The sequence below is a fragment of the Streptomyces sp. NPDC054813 genome (genome assembly GCF_053611365.1).
The window spans coordinates 63,477-78,885 of the sequence record NZ_JBSHAF010000018.1 but is presented as its reverse complement, the minus strand read 5'-3'; the positions used below and the strand labels follow the sequence as shown (position 1 = coordinate 78,885).

The window sequence follows — 15,409 nt, the reverse complement described above, 5'->3', positions numbered from 1 at the left end:
GCCGCTTCGTCCTGTCTCAGCAGCTCTTCGCGACCGCCGCCCCGTCGACCAGAGTGTCCAGCAGGCCGCCCAGCACCTCCCGCTGCTCCTCCGACAGCGGAGCCAGGATCTCCTCGGCCGCGGACCTCCGGGCCGCCCGCAGCTCGCGCAGGGTCTCGTGCCCCTCGTCCGTGATCTCGATCCGGGTCACCCGGCGGTTCGTCGGATCCGGCACCCGGCACACCTTGCCGCTCGCTTCCAGGCCGTCGACCAGCGTCGTCACCGCGCGCGGCACCACCTCCAGCCGCTCGGCGAGGTCGGCCATGCGCGGGGGGGTGTCGTAGTGCGCGAGGGTGCGCAGCAGCCGAGACTGGGCCGGGGTGACGCCCAGATCCCGCGCCTGCAGATGGCGCTTCTGGATACGCCACACCCGGCGGGTCAGGCGTAGCAACTGCTCGGCGAGCGGGCCGTCGGAGTCGGGGGTGCTCATACGGGAACAATATCAGGACTATGTTCATTGTGAGTATAGGTAACAGTGAGCTATGCTCCGTGAGTCCGTACACACCACACCCATCCGTAGGAGCCATGCCCCGAGACGAGATCAACTGGACCCCCGACGGCACTTCGGCCGGACAACCCCGCCAGGTGCGCCGTATCCTCAGCCTCTTCCGCCCCTACCGCGGCCGGCTCGCGATCGTCGGCCTGCTGGTCGGCGCCGCCTCGCTGGTCTCGGTCGCCACCCCCTTCCTCCTGAAGGCGATTCTCGACACCGCGATCCCGCAGGGCCGCACCGGACTGCTCAGCCTGCTGGCCCTGGGCATGATCCTCAGTGCTGTCCTCACCAGCATCTTCGGTGTCCTGCAGACGCTGATATCCACCACCGTCGGCCAGCGCGTCATGCACGACCTGCGCACCGCCGTCTACGGCCGCCTCCAGCGCATGTCGCTCGCCTTCTTCACCCGCACCCGCACCGGCGAGGTGCAGTCCCGCATAGCCAACGACATCGGCGGCATGCAGGCCACCGTCACCTCGACGGCCACCTCCCTGGTCTCCAACCTGACCAGTGTGGTCGCCACGATCATCGCGATGATCGCCCTCGACTGGCGGCTCACCATCGTCTCGATGGTCCTGCTCCCGGCCTTCGTGTGGATCAGCCGCCGGGTCGGCAACGAGCGCAAGAAGATCACCACCGAACGCCAGAAGCAGATGGCCGCGATGGCCGCCACGGTCACCGAGTCGCTCTCCGTCAGCGGCATCCTTCTAGGCCGGACCATGGGCCGCGCCGACTCGCTCACCGCCTCCTTCTCGGACGAGTCCGAGCAGCTCGTCGACCTGGAAGTACGCTCCAACATGGCCGGCCGCTGGCGGATGGCCGTGATCACGATCGTGATGGCCGCGATGCCCGCCGTCATCTACTGGACCGCCGGCATGGCCCTCCATCTGGGCGGCTCGCAGATCTCGCTCGGCACCATCGTCGCCTTCGTCTCGCTCCAGCAGGGCCTGTTCCGCCCGGCCGTGAGCCTGCTGCAGACCGGCGTCCAGATCCAGACCTCGCTCGCCCTCTTCCAGCGCATCTTCGAGTACCTCGACCTGCCCATCGACATCACCGAGCGGGACGAGCCGGTCCACCTCGACCGGGTGAAGGGCGAGGTGCGCTTCGAGAAGGTCGAGTTCCGCTACGACGACAAGAGCGGCCCCGTCCTCGACGGCATCGACCTCACCGTCCCGGCCGGCGGCAGCCTGGCGGTCGTCGGCCCGACCGGCGCCGGCAAGTCCACGCTCGGCTACCTGGTGCCCCGGCTCTACGACGTCACCGGCGGCCGGGTCACCCTGGACGGCGTCGACGTCCGTGACCTCGACTTCGACACCCTCGCCCGCGCGGTCGGCGTCGTCTCCCAGGAGACGTACCTCTTCCACGCCTCGGTCGCCGACAACCTGCGCTTCGCCAAGCCGGACGCCACCGACGAGGAACTCCACGCGGCCGCCCGCGCGGCCCAGATCCACGACCACATCGCCGCCCTGCCCGACGGCTACGACACCGTCGTCGGCGAACGCGGTCACCGCTTCTCCGGCGGTGAGAAGCAGCGGCTGGCCATCGCGCGCACCATCCTGCGTGACCCGCCGGTCCTCATCCTCGACGAGGCGACCAGCGCCCTGGACAACCGCACCGAACGCGCCGTCCAGGAAGCCATCGACGCCCTGTCGGCCAACCGGACGACCGTCACCATCGCCCACCGGCTGTCCACCATCCGCGGCGCCGACCAGATCGTCGTCCTCGACTCCGGCCAGGTGGCCGAACGGGGCACGCACGAGGAGCTGCTGGAACTCGACGGACGGTACGCGGCGCTGGTGCGCCGGGACGCCCGCGAGGAGACGGCGGCGGCAGCGGAGACGGCGGGGGAGGGGCCGGCCGGAACCGACGAGGCGGCTCAGTGGGAGGCGGTGAGACGGCCGGGGCGCCGACGGGGCGACCGGGGGCGTCAGTGGGTGACTCCGCCGACGAGCTGAAGCCGTCGCGTCGAAGTCGGCAAGCCGAAGTCAACAAGATGGAGTCGACAAGCTGACGATATGTCGGGTTTGGGGCTGTGTGCGGGCTAACGTTCCCGCATGCAGATGAACACTCCGCGACGGAAAGCGGTCCGAGGGAGCGCGGTCCGACGGAACACGATCAGGCCGGGGGTGATCCGGCGGAACAGGATCCGGCTGACGCGTCGGGGCAGGCTCCTCCTCGTCGCGGCCGGCGCCGTCGTGGCGGGCGCCGCCGTGACGGTGCCGCTGCTGTTCCTGGCCCACGGCGCGGCCGTCAGGTCCGCCACCCTGGTCATCCCGGAGGGCTGGCGCGCGTCGCAGATCTACGACGCCGTCGACAAGGCGCTCGCCCTGCCCGCCGGCAGCACCAAGCGGTCCGTGGGCACCGCGAGCCTCAAACTGCCCGGCGACGCCGGGGGCAACCCCGAGGGCTACCTCTTCCCGGCCACCTATCCCCTGGAGAAGGACGCCACCCCGCAGTCCGTGCTGCGGTTCATGGTCGACACCGCCAACCAGCGGTTCGACGGGGCGCCCGTCGCGGCCGGTGCACAGCGCGACGCGATGAACGTCTACCAGGCGGTGACCATCGCCAGCATCGTCCAGGCCGAGGCGGCGAACAAGGCCGACATGGGGAAGGTGGCCCGGGTCGTCTTCAACCGGCTGCAGAGCGGCATGCCGCTGCAGATGGACTCCACCCTCAACTACGGCCTCAACCGCAGCACCCTCGACACCACGGCGGACGACACCCGTGTCGAGAACCCGTATAACTCCTACCAGCGCATGGGCCTGCCGCCCAGCCCGATCGACAACCCGGGTGAGGACGCGATGCGCGCCGCGATGAACCCGACGCCGGGGAACTGGCTGTACTTCGTCACGGTCAAGCCGGGGGACACGCGGTTCACCGCCGACTACGCCGAGCACCAGCGCAATGTCGCGGAGTTCAATGCGGAGCGGAAGAACAAGGCCCAGCCGTCGACGCAGTCGCCGCAGGCCTCACCATCGTCCGGCTGAGGCGCCGGCACGTCACGCGCAAGGCGCAACGCGTCACGCGCAGGGCGTTACGCACAACGCGTCACGCACAAGACCGCACGCCTCACGCGGCGACCGGCTCCCCCGCGAGCAGTCGCCTGATGTCCCGGACCGCTGCGCGGCCCGCGCGGTTGGCGCCGATGGTGCTGGCCGAGGGGCCGTACCCCACGAGGTGGACCCGCGGATCCACGACCGAACGGGTCCCCTCGACGCGGATCCCGCCGCCCGGCTCGCGCAGCCGCAGCGGCGTCAGATGGTCTAGGGCGGCGCGGAAACCGGTCGCCCAGAGGATGACGTCGGCGTCGACGTGCCGGCCGTCGTTCCATGCCACCCCGTCCGCAGTGAGGCGGTCGAACATCGGCTGCCGGTCCAGGACACCGTCCTTCAGGCCCTGCCGGATCGCGTCGTTGAGGGGCAGTCCGGTCACCGAGACCACGCTCCGCGGCGGCAGCCCCTGCCGTACCCGTTCCTCCACCAGGGCCACCGCGGCCCGGCCCACGCCCTCGTCGAAGGGCCCCTCACGGAAGACCGGCGGCCGCCGGGTGACCCAGGTGGTGGCGGCCGCGTACGGGGCGAGCTCCAGCAGATGCTGGGTGCCGGAGGCCCCACCGCCCACGACCACCACCCGCTTCCCGGCGAACTCCTCGGGCCCGGCGTACTGCGCGGTGTGCAACTGCCGCCCGCGGAATGTCTCCTGGCCCGGGTAACGCGGCCAGAACGGCCGGTCCCAGGTGCCGGTGGCGTTGATCAGCGCCCGCGCCGACCAGTCCCCGGCGTCCGTCTCCACGAGCAGCCGTCCGCCCTCGCCCTCGCGTACCGCGCGGACGTTCACGGGTCGCCGTACCCGCAGGTCGAAGGTGCGCTCGTAGGCCGCGAAGTAGTCACCGATGACCTCGGCGGACGGCCGCCCGGGGTCGGCCCCGGTCAGCTCCATGCCCGGCAGCGCGTGCATCCCGTGGACCTTGCCGTACGTCAGCGACGGCCACCGGAACTGCCAGGCGCCGCCCGGGGCGGGGGAGTGGTCCAGGACCACGAAGTCGCGGTCCGGCTCGAAACCGGTGCGGCGCAGGTGATAGGCGCTGGACAGACCTGCCTGACCAGCGCCTATGACGACTACCTCGACCTCGCGCAAGTTGTTCACGCTTCCACTAACAGAGGGTCGGGCGGGGATCTTCCCGGCATGGCCGCCGGCGCCGGCGGCCCGGTGGATGGGCGAGGATGGGGGCATGTCGGATGCCTTCACCACACGAGTGCTCCAAGTCGCCACCGGGACTCGCGAGCGGGTCGTCGACCTGACCGCCGACTGCGAGGCCTTCCTGCGCGAGGCCGCGGCCGGCCGCGACGGCCTGCTGAACATCTTCACGCCCCACGCGACGGCCGGGATCGCGGTCATCGAGACCGGCGCCGGCAGCGACGACGACCTGCTGGCCGCCCTGCACACCCTGCTCCCCGCCGACGACCGCTGGCAGCACCGGCACGGCAGTCCCGGCCACGGCCGCGACCACGTCCTCCCGGCCTTGGTACCCCCGCACGCCACCCTTCCGGTGATCGACGGCCACCTGGCACTGGGCACCTGGCAGTCGGTGTGCCTGGTCGACACGAACAGGGATAATCCGTCACGACAGGTTCGTTTCACCTTTCTCGCGGGTTCCTGACCTCATCCCTGATCGCTTGGTGTGCTGTGAAGGTCGGCGATGACCTGGGCCGCATCGGCGAAGCGGCTTTGCGGGTGCCATACGGGCAGTCGTACGAAGGTGCGGTGCCCGCCGTGCGGAGAGAACGCCGGTCCGGCGGTGAGACGGATTCCGCGTGCCAGAGCGCGCTGTGCGAGGGCCACCGCGTCCTGACCCGTGTCGGTCCAGAGACCTGATCCGCCTACCGGAGTGCTCCACCGCCAGCGGGGCAACACGGTTCGGAGGATCTCCGCGGTGACCGCGAACTGCCGTGCCAGGAACTCGCGGCGCAGTTCCCGTTGCCGATCCGCCTGAGGCAGCAGTTGCAGTGCCGCCAACTGGTCGGCGACCGGTCCGCCGAGGTCGATGCCGCCGCGCAGCGCCGCGAGCCGTCCGACGATCTCCCGCGGCCCTCGTACCCGTCCCACGCGCAGCCCGCCCCAGAACAGCTTCGACAGGGTGCCCACGATCAGCAGCCGTTCGGGGTCGGCCATCCGTTCCAGCCCCGGCAGCGGGTCGGAGCGGAACCAGCCGAGCTCCGACTGCGACTGGTCGTCGACCACGAGAGTGCCGTGCCGGGTCGCGATGTCGTCCTGGTGGACAACGTGCGCGGTGCCCACCGGGCCACCGAACATCTGCTCCGCCACGGACGCCGCCGGATCGGCTGCATCGCGGGGCAGTTGGGCCTGCGCCCCACCACGGACCGGGTGACCGGCTGGCGCACCGCGCTGGAGGCGGCCGGGCTCAGGGCGGGCTCGGGCTCGGGAGGCCGCACCGGCTGGCAGGCCCGGCCGGCCGCCGCCCCGCTGCTGCACGGCGCCTACGGACGCCTTGAGGGATACCGCGCCGCACTCGCTCTACTGGCTCATGACCGGTTGGTGGACGGCCTGTTCGTCACCTCCGACGAGCAGGCCGCCGGGGTACAGCGCGCCGCGCACCAGCTGGGCATCCGGATCCCGGACGATCTCGCGGTGGTCTCCTTCGACGGCACCACGAGCAGCGCGTACAGCGCCCCGACCCTGTCGACGATGCGCCAGCCCGTCGAACAGCTGGCCCGTACCGCGATGGTGCGGCTCACCGATCTGATGCGGGACCCGGACCAGCCGCCCGGACGCGACGTGCTGCCCGCGGAACTGCTGGTCCGCGGATCCTGCGGCTGCTCGGCCCCGGAAGGCGCCCCACCGTCACCCCCTGAAGAACTCTCGGCGGTTCAGGACCCCCAAATGGCTTGAGAACAAGACCCGTTGATCCCGTTGACAACTACAGTCCCGCCGTTTGACCCAGGACACACCCCACTCCCAGTCCCCCGATTCCACCCCCCACCCGCACGGTCCGTCGAGGCGCAGGGTGCTGCTGGCCGGCGGCGCGGGCCTCGCGGTTGCCGGCCTCGCGGCATCCGCCTCCGCGCCCTCGGCATCGGCGTCATCGGCGTCGGCCGAGACCACTGCGCCGGCCTGCTACGCGCTCGCCCCCGAGGCCATCGAGGGCCCGTACTTTCTCGACTACGACCTGTTCCGACGCGACCTGACGGAAGACCGCACCGGCATCCCGTTCACCCTCCGGCTCACCTTTACGAGAGCGGAGAGGTCTGCCACACCGGCCAGCTGTACTTCACCGAGGACGCCGTACTCGCCAGCGCCGACGTCGCCCCGTACGACACCAACAGACTCACGCGCACGACTCTTGACCAGGACGGGTTCTACGGCGGGGGCGGCGCCGTGGACGGCCTGCTCGATCTGTCGTACCGCGCGGGGGCGATCGAGGACGGGGTCCGCGGCAGCCTGGTCGTGGGCGTGGACCCGAGCACGACACCGGCGACGTCGGCTTCGTAGCCGATCGCGGTTCGACCGAGGGCGGGCCTTGGGCAACGGGTCCTTTTCGATGGCGATCGTACGATGGGCTGAGCGCATCGACGTCATCGCAAGGAGTCACCGTGGCCCGCCCCCGTACCGTCGCCCGGACAGTGGAGCACCCCGAGCTGTCGGAGGTTTCGCTTCAGCAGGTCCTGGATGCGCTGGTGGATCCGGTGCGGCGCATGGTGGTGTCCCAGCTGGTCCGCGCCGGTGAGGACCTGAGTTGCGGCACCTTCGAGGCTCCGGTGTCGCCCTCGACGCTGACGCACCACTTCAACGTGCTGCGCGAGGCCGGCGTGGTCCGGCAGTACTACATCGGGACGTCGAAGATGAACACGCTGCGTACGGACGAGATGGAGGATCGGTTCCCCGGCCTGCTGTCGGCCGTGATGGCCGCCTCCGCCGAATGATTACTTCGATGACCATCAAGATTTGACGGTCATCGAACCTTGGGGCAAGGTGAACATCGGCACCGGGCAGGTTCGGTGCACGTCCCCATTCCCGCTCCCAGGACGGATGCGTCATGGCAAAACTCGTACAGTTCGACCGGCTCGGCGGCCCCGAGGTCCTGACCCTCCGTCACGTCGAAGTGGGCGCCCCCGGCGCGGGGGAAGTACGGATCCGCGTCGACGCGCTCGGCCTGAACCGGGCCGAGATCATGTTCCGCAAGGGCAGTTACTTCGACCAGCCGCGCTTCCCCTCCACACTCGGCTATGAGGCCGCGGGCGTGGTCGACGCGGTCGGCGAGGGCGTGAACGGTTTCACCGAGGGCGACCCGGTCGCGGTCGTGCCGGCGTTTCTGCAGAGCGAGTACGGCACCTACGGCGACCACGTCGTCGTTCCGGCCTCGGCCGTGGTGCCGCGCGCCGCGGACGTCGAGCCCGTCCGGGCGGCGGCCGTGTGGATGGCCTACATCACCGCCTACGGCCCCCTCGCCGAGAGCGGCCGGGTGCGGCCCGGGGACCATGTCCTGATCACGGCGGCCTCCAGCAGTGTCGGCCTGGCCGCCCTCCAGATCGCCCGCCACGTCGGCGCGATCCCGATCGCCACCACGCGCCGCGCGGACAAGAAGCAGCGTCTCCTGGACGCGGGTGCGGCCCATGTGATCGTCACCGACGACGAGGACCTGCCCGCGAGGATCAAGGAGATCACCGGCGGCGAGGGCGTCCGCCTGGCCTTCGACCCGGTCGCCGGCCCCGGCGTCGAGACCCTCGCCCAGGGCATCGCCCCCGGCGGGTTCCTGGTGGTCTACGGCGCCCTCGACCCGCGCCCCACCCCGCTGCCCAACGCGCACTCCTACCCGGCGCTGACCAGCAGCACGTACACCCTCTTCGAGATCACCACGGACCCCGAGCGGCTGCGCCGCGCCGTCGCGTTCGTCAACGCCGGTCTGGCCTCGGGCTCCTTCACGCCGGTCGTGGACCGCACCTTCGACCTCGCGGACATCGCCGAGGCCCACCGCTACATGGCGGCCAACGGCCATGTCGGCAAGATCGTCGTCACGGTCACCCACGACGACACGGGGGCGTGAATCCGACCGCATCAGGAGGGGGCCCGAACCGAGCTGTCCGGGAGGCGCAGTACATGACCGATCCCGCCATCACCGCAGCGCAGTCGTCAGCGTTCACCATGCTGCTCCACGACGTGCGCCGCGTGGCGGGCGTCGACCTCGCCGTGGGCGCACTCATGGTCGCCGACGCCGACCTCTTCGTCATCGACCGGCTCGTGGGTGTGACCACCGAGGGCCTGCGCGACCTGCGCATCTCCGTCGGCGCGGGGCTGGGCGGCAAGGCGATGCTGCTGGCCAGACCGGTACAGGTCCAGGACTACTGTCGGGCGAGCGGGATCACCCACGACTACGACGACGCCGTGCGCCGGGAACGGATCCGCGCTTCCTTCGCCGTCCCGATCCGGGTGCCCCGGGGCCCTCGGGGCGTGCTCTGGGGTGGCCTGCGCCATGAGTGCGTCTTCGGCGACCGGGTCATAGGCGATGTCATGACGGTCGTACGTGCCCTGGAGCGGGACCTGGCCGAGGACCTGGCGCTGAGCCGCCGCCTGGACAACCTGCGGGTGGCGGCCGGAGGGACGGTCGTGGACGGCAGGCGGGCGGCCGATGCGACGACGAGCGTGGCCGAGCGCCGTCGGCTCGTCGGCATCTGCGCGGAACTCGTGCACATCGCGTCCTCGATTCCCGACGGGCCACAGCGGCAGCAACTCGACGCCCTCGTCCGGCGGTTGACCGGCGAGGCCGTGGGTGGCGTACCGGCCGATCCGTCCGTGGCCGCGGCGCCCGGCGGTCGACAGGCGGCAGGTGCGGGCCTGACCGCCCGTGAACGGGAGATCCTCGCCGAGGTCGCGCTCGGCGCGACGAACCGGGAGATCGCCGCGAAGCTCGGCATCGGCGCCGAGACCGTGAAGTCGAGCCTCACCTCCAGCATGCGCAAGCTCGGCGTGCCCAACCGTGCGGCTCTGGTGGCCGTCGCCCTCGGCCGGGAACGCCGGCGCTGACCCCCCGTTCGGGGGGTGCGCGCCCACGGCTTGTTGCCGTCGTACCGGTCGACTCCCATGCTGATCACCACCCCCACCCAACCGCTGTCAGTTCTGCTCTGGTCAGCACCACGAGAGACGCGAACCACCATGCGCAACGATCTCGAAGGTTCCGCAACCACCACCGCCGTATCCCTGTCACCAGGACGAGGCCGGACGGGCCGCACGAGGTCGCGCGGCGCCCTCGCTGGTCGCATCGCCGCGGGGCGCTCCTGGCGGCGGTCCTGATCCTCGCCCTGTTCCTCCTGCTCGGTCAGCTCCAGGCGGTGCTGCCGGTCAGCTGGTGGTCGCCGTTCCTGCACGTCTTTCCGATCGAGATCTTTCTGCTCGTCGTCGCCATAGCCCGGGACGCCCTCGGGTCCTGGGACCTGCTGCCGGCTGCCCTGGCTCTGGCCGCGGGCGTGTTCGTTCTGCACCGCCGCGGCCGGCGCCGGATGCCCCTCGCCCTCTCGGCGATCAGCGGGACGGCTCTGCTGCTGGCCCTGGTCACCACCACCGTGCAGGTCGTCTCGGTACACGGCGCCACCGGCCAGTGGTTCCTGTTCTCGCCGGCCACCCCCGCGAGCGCGCTCGGCCGAGACCCCGACCGGACCGTCACCTACGCCACCCTCGGCGGCGAGCGGATGAAGGCGGATCTGTACCTGCCCGAGACCGCGTCGAAGGCGTCGGCCCCACTGGTCGTCAGCATCCACGGCGGCGGCTTCATCAGTGGCAGCCGCGGCCCCACCGTCTACACGAGCTGGCTGGCCGACCACGGGTACGCCGTCCTCGACGTCGACTACCGGCTGGCCGCCACCGAGCACACGTGGAACACCGCCGACGCCGACGTCGGCTGTGCCATGACCTGGGCCACCGAGCATGCTTCTACGAAGCCGTCGACTCCGCGAACCAGATCAGCAAGGTCGCCCCGCCGACCCTGATCCTCCAGGGCTTCCGCGACCACCTCGTCTTCGCCGACCACACCGAGGCCTTCGCCGACAAGCTGACGACGGCAGGCGTCACCCATGACTACGTCGAACTCCCCTTCCTGGACCACGCCTACGACAGTGTCTCCGCCGACATCGGCACCAAGGCCACGCGGGCGCTGACGCTGCCGTGGCTCCAGGAGTACATCGGAGGCTGACGAACTCCTGCTCCCCTGGGCCACGGACCTCAGTAGACCGCGCCCGACCTTGCGCCCGCCGACGTCAACGGCATGTCCGATGAACCCCGATGACTCAAACGGGATCCGGATACCGTGCACTGCTTGTCACCGCCGAGGCCCTCCTGCGAGCACCTGAACCCTTCCGTTGGAACGTCCGGCGGCCGACCCCGCCCGTCCGCCGGACACCAGGGCCGCCGCCGCGACCGTCCCCCGCAGCGCGGCGGCGGCTCGGCTACTTCTGCCATCGGTCACCGGGAAACCGCCCATGCTCAACATCGTCGACACACCGCGCCGTTGGTCGACGAAGCCCGGCTTGGGCCGTCGGCGGATGGATGAGGAAGTCCGACGCCGTGGGCCCCGCGGCGGGTTCTCCTCGACGGTGTCCCTGCGTTCGGGGCACCGCCGGGAGTCGTTGCGGGGATGTCGGCAGGTCGGACTCGGTTCCCGTCAGTTCGGCGGGTGGGGGAGGAGCGCGGCTCGTAGAACCCGCTCGGTGATCTGGTCGGGAGGACGGTGGAGAGTCCAGCGGTGTGCCTCGCCGTCCATGGGCAGCACGGCGACGACGGTCTTCCGTGGTGGACGGCCGGGTTCGGCGTACTGGAACTGGCGGATCACGACGGCTGTGTCGTCGTCCAGGCCGAGCAGGGCGCGCACGCTGTCCCTCAGCCTGCGCAGGTGCGGGCTCGGTCCGGTGGTTGCCGGGTGTGGTTGCGGTGACATGGGGGAGACTCCTTGGTTCCGTCACTTGGGTGGTGTGTGGAGGGTGACCCGGTCCCAGACGGGTGGCCTGAGGGGAGGCCGGGCAGCACGGCGCCGTCTGGTCACGCTTGCCTGCCGGACGGCTAGGAGCAGCAGGGTCCCGGTTTCGGCAAGGAGACTGAGCAGGGCCTGTGGGGCGGGCTGCAGACCGTGTTCGGTGAATCCGAAGACGCCTACGGTGCGTGAGGCGGCGAATCCGCCGAGGGCACCCAGCGCCACACCGCCGGCGGCGACGCTCAGCAGCGGAGGCATCCCGATCAGCAGCAGGGCGGCGACCGCGAAGGACACGCTCGCCTGGACCAGGAACAGGGGGCCGACGATGTGGATGAAGTGGTACCCGTCGGCGTAGAGCCGGGCGTGGATGTACCCGCTCGCGGCGAGTGTGCCGGCGGTCGCCACACGCAGGGCCGGGTCGAGGAGCCTTTCGAGCGTCATGTCAGCCTCTTGTCCTTGATCGCCAGCTCCCGGTCGCCCTGCCGGTAGCCGACGGAGCGAATGCCGAGTGCGTCCTTGAGCTGTCGGGCGGGGACGACCTGAGGGGTGGGGGCGGGGGCCCGGCCGGGCTTCGGCAGCGGGTAGGCCGTGGTGGTGGCGGAGTGGAAGGTGATGTTGCCGTCCGTCTTCGTGAACAGCTGGTGGACATGCCCGTTGAGACAGGTGACGGAGGAGAAGCGGCGCAGGAGCGCGATGACCTTCAACGCGTCGTCCGTACTCCAGCCCCACCGCGGGTACATGGCGAACAGCGGAATGTGGCTGAAGACCACGATGGGCGTGTCCGACGACAGTCCCCTGAGGTCCCTGCGCACGAACTCGATCTGTTCGTTGCCCAGATGACCGAGCTTCTCCAGGCTCAGGGTGTTGACCAGGGCGATGAAGTGCACGCCGTGGGTGTCGAAGCTGTACCAGCCGTCGCCGAGCGTGCCCTTGCCGAAGGTCCGCCGGTAGGCGCGGCCCGCATCGCCGATGGAGTCGTGCTCGCCGGGCACGGTGAAGACGCGGTCGGTCTCCATGCCGGTCATCATCTGTCTGACCTGGTCGAACTGTGCCGCCGTGGAAAGGTGGGTGAGATCGCCGCTGTGCATGACGAAGTCGGGCCGGAAACCGAGCGAGTTGACCTGGTGGATCGCTTCGTTGAAGGAGCCGGTCACGTCCGTGTTCGCCGGACCCTGGAAGCCGATGTGGCTGTCGGAGACCTGCACGAATCGCAGTGCGCCGTTCGCTGTCGTGCCGCGTGCCACCGGGGCGGCCCCGGCGGCGGTGTCCCGGGGGCCGGCGATGTGACTGACCACCTCTCCACCGGCCACGGTCAGCACCACGGCCCCGCCGAACCATCCTGCGTGCCGGAGGAGTTGGCGCCGGTTCATGTCGTGTTCCCGGGCGGGCCGCTCGGAGTCGCCGATCGGTGCTGCTTGGTGAGGATCGAGGTACTCGGTCATCAGGTCACCTCCACGGTGGCGGTCATGAACGGATGGATGGTGCAGAGGTAGGCGTAGGTGCCGGGCTTGGTGAACCTGTAGCTGTAGGAGGCGTGGGTGGTCAGGGCGGCCGAATGCAACGGGCCGCCCGTTCTGGCGCTGGTGACGGTGTGGGGGTCGGTGTCCTGGTTGGTCCAGGTCACCGTCGTGCCCGCCTTGACCTTCACGGTGGCCGGGGAGAACGCGAAGTTCTTGATCGCTACGGCGTTCCCGGCCACCGGCGCGGTCGACGTCCCGGTGCTCGGGGAGCTCATGGGCATGCTCATGTTGGGCATGGGTGAGGCGCCGGGAGCGGAGTCTGCCGCGTTTTCCGGTCCGGAGGCACCGGGCATCCCGGCCGTCCGATGCTGACCCCCTCCCGGTGTGATGGCGACGGCGCCGGTGGATGAGGAATGCGACGACTGACCGCATGCGCTCAGGAGAACCAGCGCGCCGGCGGTGGCGGCGGTGGCGACGGCGAGCCCGGCCGCGGTGCGTGACCGCCGGCCTGGTGTACGAAGGTGCGGATACATGCTGCTCCTTCCTCGTGATCGGGTTGGGATGGGCGGTGCGCCGACGGAGTGCGCGGACGAAGCGAAGTCCCGGGCGGTACGCGGCAGTTCCCTGTCAGAGGGCCGGGATCGGCCCGAGGTGCGAACAAGGCGTGCCGCCTACGTCGGCTCTTGTCTGACTCCACGGGCGACGGGGGCGAACGGTTCGGTCGGTTCGCACCTTTTTGTGCTGCTTTCGTGCGGTCGCCTTTGTGGCGCTTTCTTGTGGTCGCCGCGGGCCGGTCGGGCCTCCGGTGTCCCGCATGCGCGAGCCTGGCGGCGCTCACGGAGAGTGGCGGTGCGGGTGCGGTGCATCACAGGACAAAGCCGTAAGTGTGCGCGATGATCGCCTTATGTCCTGGCGTTCCCGAAAACGTGGCCCGAGGACCGATCCGGATCGCTCCGCGGACCGTGTCTCTGGTACAGGGACACTTTCGACCACGGACGAGGAACTGCTGCGCACCCTGTATGCCGAGCACGCGGGACCCCTGTTCCACTACGCGCTCCGGCTGACCTCGGGTGACCGGCAATGGGCGGAGGACGTCGTGCAGGAGACGTTGCTGCGAGCATGGCAGCATCCCGACGCGTTCGAGCCCGCACGAGGCCCGGCCCGGGCGTGGCTGTGCACGGTCGCCCGGCACCTGGTCATCGATGCCCACCGGGCCCGGCAGGCCAGGCCGGCCGAGGTCGGCGGCGAGGCGCTCGACCGGGTCGCGGAGCAGGCGCCGGGCCAGGACGAGATCGAGCAGGCGCTGCAGAGCTGGGCGGTGGCCGACGCCCTCCGGGCGCTGTCCCCGGACCACCGCGCGGTCCTGTTGGAGACCTACTACCGCGGCCGGACCATGGCGGAGGCCGCGCGGGTGCTGGGCATCCCGCTGGGCACCGTGAAGTCGCGGACGTACTACGCCCTGCACGCCCTGCGGCTGGCGCTGCGGGAACGGGGCATTGAGCCATGATCATGCCGTGCGGGAGGTGGCGACCATGAGTGCGCATTGCGACGCCCTCCGGCTGGCGCTGGGAGGGTACGTCCTGGGCACGCTGCCTCCGGCTGAGATGGAACAGGTGCGTGACCATCTCGCGGGATGCGCCGAGTGCCGGGCGGAACACGCACAGTTGGCGGGACTGCCCGCACTGCTGGCGACGGTGACCGCGACGGAAGCCGCGGGCCGGACGGTGCCGGCTGCCGATGAGGACCTGGCGGGTCGGCTGGTGGCCCGGGCGGCCGAGAGCGCGCAGGGCACTCCGCCCGCGCGGCCTGCTGCGGCCGGGGCGCCGCAGGCGCGCGAGGCGGGGGTGCTGGAAAGGCTGCTGCGGCAGGCCGCGGCCCGGCGCCGCAGGACGTGGCGGCTGCAGTTGGCGGGCGCCGCCGCCTCCGTGATGCTCATGGCGGGAGCGGCCGCCGGCACCTGGTTGGCGACCGCCGGGTCCCTGAGCAGTGAGGCGAAGCAGCCGGGACCGACCGCGCCTGCTCCCGCGCGCACCTTCTCCGGAAACGATCCCACCACTGGCGTCACCGCCTCGGTGAAGGTCTCGCCCTCTGCCTGGGGCAGCGTCCTGCTGGTCTCCGCCAAGGGGGCACCCGCCGGGATCACCTGCCGGCTGCAGGCGGTCGGGCGTGGCGGGGTCAGGGCGGACGGCGCCACCTGGCGGGCGGGCGAATACCCTCCTGGCACCACGGTCCCAGGTGCGGTCCCCATGTCTCCGAGTGCCATCGAGCACTTCGAGATCGTCGCCGGCAACGGTCAGAAGCTCGTCACGATCCGGGCGTGAGGTCACAAGGAGTCCGCCCGACCCTGGGTAGGGGGGGCTCAGAAGCACCGGGGCAAGGTAGTTGAAGGGTCTCCGGCCCGCGCGCCTCCAGCGGGGGCCGCGGCGGTGTTCGCCGGCCCCG

The 15,409-nt window shown here is 70.8% G+C and carries 17 protein-coding genes and 1 pseudogene; 11 read left to right on the top strand and 7 right to left on the bottom strand.

The window, feature by feature from the left end:
- Positions 1–16 precede the first annotated feature (16 nt).
- Positions 17–469 (bottom strand): MarR family winged helix-turn-helix transcriptional regulator, encoded by a 453-nt coding sequence (locus tag ACWGJB_RS31915; protein WP_453383521.1) that lies wholly within the window; start codon positions 467–469, stop codon positions 17–19.
- 95 nt (positions 470–564) lie between these two features.
- On the opposite strand from ACWGJB_RS31915, the pseudogene ACWGJB_RS31910 reads away from it, so the two are divergent.
- Positions 565–2,352, top strand: a pseudogene (locus tag ACWGJB_RS31910) (ABC transporter ATP-binding protein); the annotation flags it as partial.
- 234 nt (positions 2,353–2,586) lie between these two features.
- On the top strand, positions 2,587–3,519 hold the full coding sequence (mltG, locus tag ACWGJB_RS31905) for an endolytic transglycosylase MltG (protein WP_453383520.1): 933 nt from the start codon (positions 2,587–2,589) through the stop codon (positions 3,517–3,519).
- Positions 3,520–3,601: 82 nt separating this feature from the next.
- Here mltG and ACWGJB_RS31900 read toward each other — a convergent pair whose 3' ends face one another.
- Positions 3,602–4,678: an NAD(P)-binding domain-containing protein gene (locus ACWGJB_RS31900; protein WP_453383519.1), complete on the bottom strand. Its 1,077-nt coding sequence runs from the start codon at positions 4,676–4,678 to the stop codon at positions 3,602–3,604.
- 85 nt (positions 4,679–4,763) lie between these two features.
- Between ACWGJB_RS31900 and ACWGJB_RS31895 the strand changes: the two genes are divergently transcribed.
- On the top strand, positions 4,764–5,192 hold the full coding sequence (locus tag ACWGJB_RS31895; RefSeq protein WP_453383518.1) for a secondary thiamine-phosphate synthase enzyme YjbQ: 429 nt from the start codon (positions 4,764–4,766) through the stop codon (positions 5,190–5,192).
- Positions 5,193–5,194: 2 nt separating this feature from the next.
- Here the strand turns inward: ACWGJB_RS31895 and ACWGJB_RS31890 are convergent, their stop codons facing one another.
- A complete protein-coding gene (locus tag ACWGJB_RS31890) occupies positions 5,195–5,830 on the bottom strand; it encodes an aminotransferase class I/II-fold pyridoxal phosphate-dependent enzyme (RefSeq protein ID WP_453383517.1) in 636 nt (211 codons plus the stop codon).
- Between ACWGJB_RS31890 and ACWGJB_RS31885 the strand changes: the two genes are divergently transcribed.
- The 6 genes from ACWGJB_RS31885 to ACWGJB_RS31860 all read left to right on the top strand — a co-directional run bounded on the left by ACWGJB_RS31885 (position 5,816) and on the right by ACWGJB_RS31860 (position 10,733).
- Entirely contained in the window at positions 5,816–6,442 is a 627-nt protein-coding gene (locus tag ACWGJB_RS31885) for a LacI family DNA-binding transcriptional regulator (RefSeq protein WP_453383516.1), read from the top strand. The genes ACWGJB_RS31890 and ACWGJB_RS31885 overlap by 15 nt on opposite strands.
- Positions 6,443–7,143: 701 nt before the next feature.
- Positions 7,144–7,473, top strand: a complete 330-nt coding sequence (locus ACWGJB_RS31880) for an ArsR/SmtB family transcription factor (RefSeq protein WP_453383515.1) — start codon at positions 7,144–7,146, stop codon at positions 7,471–7,473.
- Between the two features lie 113 nt (positions 7,474–7,586).
- Positions 7,587–8,594: a zinc-dependent alcohol dehydrogenase family protein gene (locus ACWGJB_RS31875; protein WP_453383514.1), complete on the top strand. Its 1,008-nt coding sequence runs from the start codon at positions 7,587–7,589 to the stop codon at positions 8,592–8,594.
- Between the two features lie 53 nt (positions 8,595–8,647).
- A complete protein-coding gene (locus tag ACWGJB_RS31870; protein ID WP_453383513.1) occupies positions 8,648–9,571 on the top strand; it encodes a LuxR C-terminal-related transcriptional regulator in 924 nt (307 codons plus the stop codon).
- 305 nt (positions 9,572–9,876) lie between these two features.
- The gene (locus ACWGJB_RS31865) at positions 9,877–10,530 is read left to right on the top strand and encodes an alpha/beta hydrolase fold domain-containing protein (protein WP_453383512.1); all 654 of its coding nucleotides are present in this window, start codon (positions 9,877–9,879) and stop codon (positions 10,528–10,530) included.
- Positions 10,416–10,733 (top strand): alpha/beta hydrolase family protein, encoded by a 318-nt coding sequence (locus ACWGJB_RS31860; protein WP_453383511.1) that lies wholly within the window; start codon positions 10,416–10,418, stop codon positions 10,731–10,733. Before ACWGJB_RS31865 ends, ACWGJB_RS31860 begins: the two co-directional genes overlap by 115 nt.
- Positions 10,734–11,201: 468 nt before the next feature.
- On the opposite strand, the gene ACWGJB_RS31855 is transcribed toward ACWGJB_RS31860, so the two are convergent.
- From ACWGJB_RS31855 to ACWGJB_RS31840, 4 genes are read right to left on the bottom strand one after another with little or no spacing between them, the layout of a single operon-like run.
- Positions 11,202–11,474: a hypothetical protein gene (locus ACWGJB_RS31855; protein WP_453383510.1), complete on the bottom strand. Its 273-nt coding sequence runs from the start codon at positions 11,472–11,474 to the stop codon at positions 11,202–11,204.
- Positions 11,475–11,495: 21 nt separating this feature from the next.
- Positions 11,496–11,948, bottom strand: coding sequence for a hypothetical protein (locus ACWGJB_RS31850; RefSeq protein WP_453383509.1), 453 nt, complete (start codon positions 11,946–11,948; stop codon positions 11,496–11,498).
- Positions 11,945–12,949: a metallophosphoesterase family protein gene (locus tag ACWGJB_RS31845; protein WP_453383508.1), complete on the bottom strand. Its 1,005-nt coding sequence runs from the start codon at positions 12,947–12,949 to the stop codon at positions 11,945–11,947. The genes ACWGJB_RS31850 and ACWGJB_RS31845 overlap by 4 nt, the downstream gene beginning before the upstream one ends.
- Positions 12,949–13,242, bottom strand: a complete 294-nt coding sequence (locus tag ACWGJB_RS31840) for a plastocyanin/azurin family copper-binding protein (RefSeq protein ID WP_360497425.1) — start codon at positions 13,240–13,242, stop codon at positions 12,949–12,951. Before ACWGJB_RS31840 ends, ACWGJB_RS31845 begins: the two co-directional genes overlap by 1 nt.
- Positions 13,243–13,871: 629 nt before the next feature.
- Here ACWGJB_RS31840 and ACWGJB_RS31835 point away from each other — a divergent pair.
- On the top strand, positions 13,872–14,474 hold the full coding sequence (locus ACWGJB_RS31835; RefSeq protein ID WP_453383507.1) for a sigma-70 family RNA polymerase sigma factor: 603 nt from the start codon (positions 13,872–13,874) through the stop codon (positions 14,472–14,474).
- 25 nt (positions 14,475–14,499) lie between these two features.
- On the top strand, positions 14,500–15,288 hold the full coding sequence (locus ACWGJB_RS31830) for a zf-HC2 domain-containing protein (RefSeq protein WP_453383506.1): 789 nt from the start codon (positions 14,500–14,502) through the stop codon (positions 15,286–15,288).
- The last annotated feature ends 121 nt before the right edge of the window (positions 15,289–15,409 follow it).

Excerpts from the sequence above, each read along its gene's own strand:
- ACWGJB_RS31830 (WP_453383506.1), top strand. The coding sequence starts at position 14,500 with ATGAGTGCGCATTGCGACGCCCTCCGGCTGGCGCTGGGAGGGTACGTC.
- ACWGJB_RS31875 (WP_453383514.1), top strand. The coding sequence starts at position 7,587 with ATGGCAAAACTCGTACAGTTCGACCGGCTCGGCGGCCCCGAGGTCCTG.
- ACWGJB_RS31840 (WP_360497425.1), bottom strand. The coding sequence starts at position 13,242 with ATGAGCTCCCCGAGCACCGGGACGTCGACCGCGCCGGTGGCCGGGAAC.
- ACWGJB_RS31870 (WP_453383513.1), top strand. The coding sequence starts at position 8,648 with ATGACCGATCCCGCCATCACCGCAGCGCAGTCGTCAGCGTTCACCATG.
- ACWGJB_RS31850 (WP_453383509.1), bottom strand. The coding sequence starts at position 11,948 with ATGACGCTCGAAAGGCTCCTCGACCCGGCCCTGCGTGTGGCGACCGCC.
- ACWGJB_RS31845 (WP_453383508.1), bottom strand. The coding sequence starts at position 12,949 with ATGACCGAGTACCTCGATCCTCACCAAGCAGCACCGATCGGCGACTCC.
- mltG (WP_453383520.1), top strand. The coding sequence starts at position 2,587 with ATGCAGATGAACACTCCGCGACGGAAAGCGGTCCGAGGGAGCGCGGTC.
- ACWGJB_RS31895 (WP_453383518.1), top strand. The coding sequence starts at position 4,764 with ATGTCGGATGCCTTCACCACACGAGTGCTCCAAGTCGCCACCGGGACT.
- ACWGJB_RS31835 (WP_453383507.1), top strand. The coding sequence starts at position 13,872 with ATGTCCTGGCGTTCCCGAAAACGTGGCCCGAGGACCGATCCGGATCGC.
- ACWGJB_RS31855 (WP_453383510.1), bottom strand. The coding sequence starts at position 11,474 with ATGTCACCGCAACCACACCCGGCAACCACCGGACCGAGCCCGCACCTG.
- ACWGJB_RS31915 (WP_453383521.1), bottom strand. The coding sequence starts at position 469 with ATGAGCACCCCCGACTCCGACGGCCCGCTCGCCGAGCAGTTGCTACGC.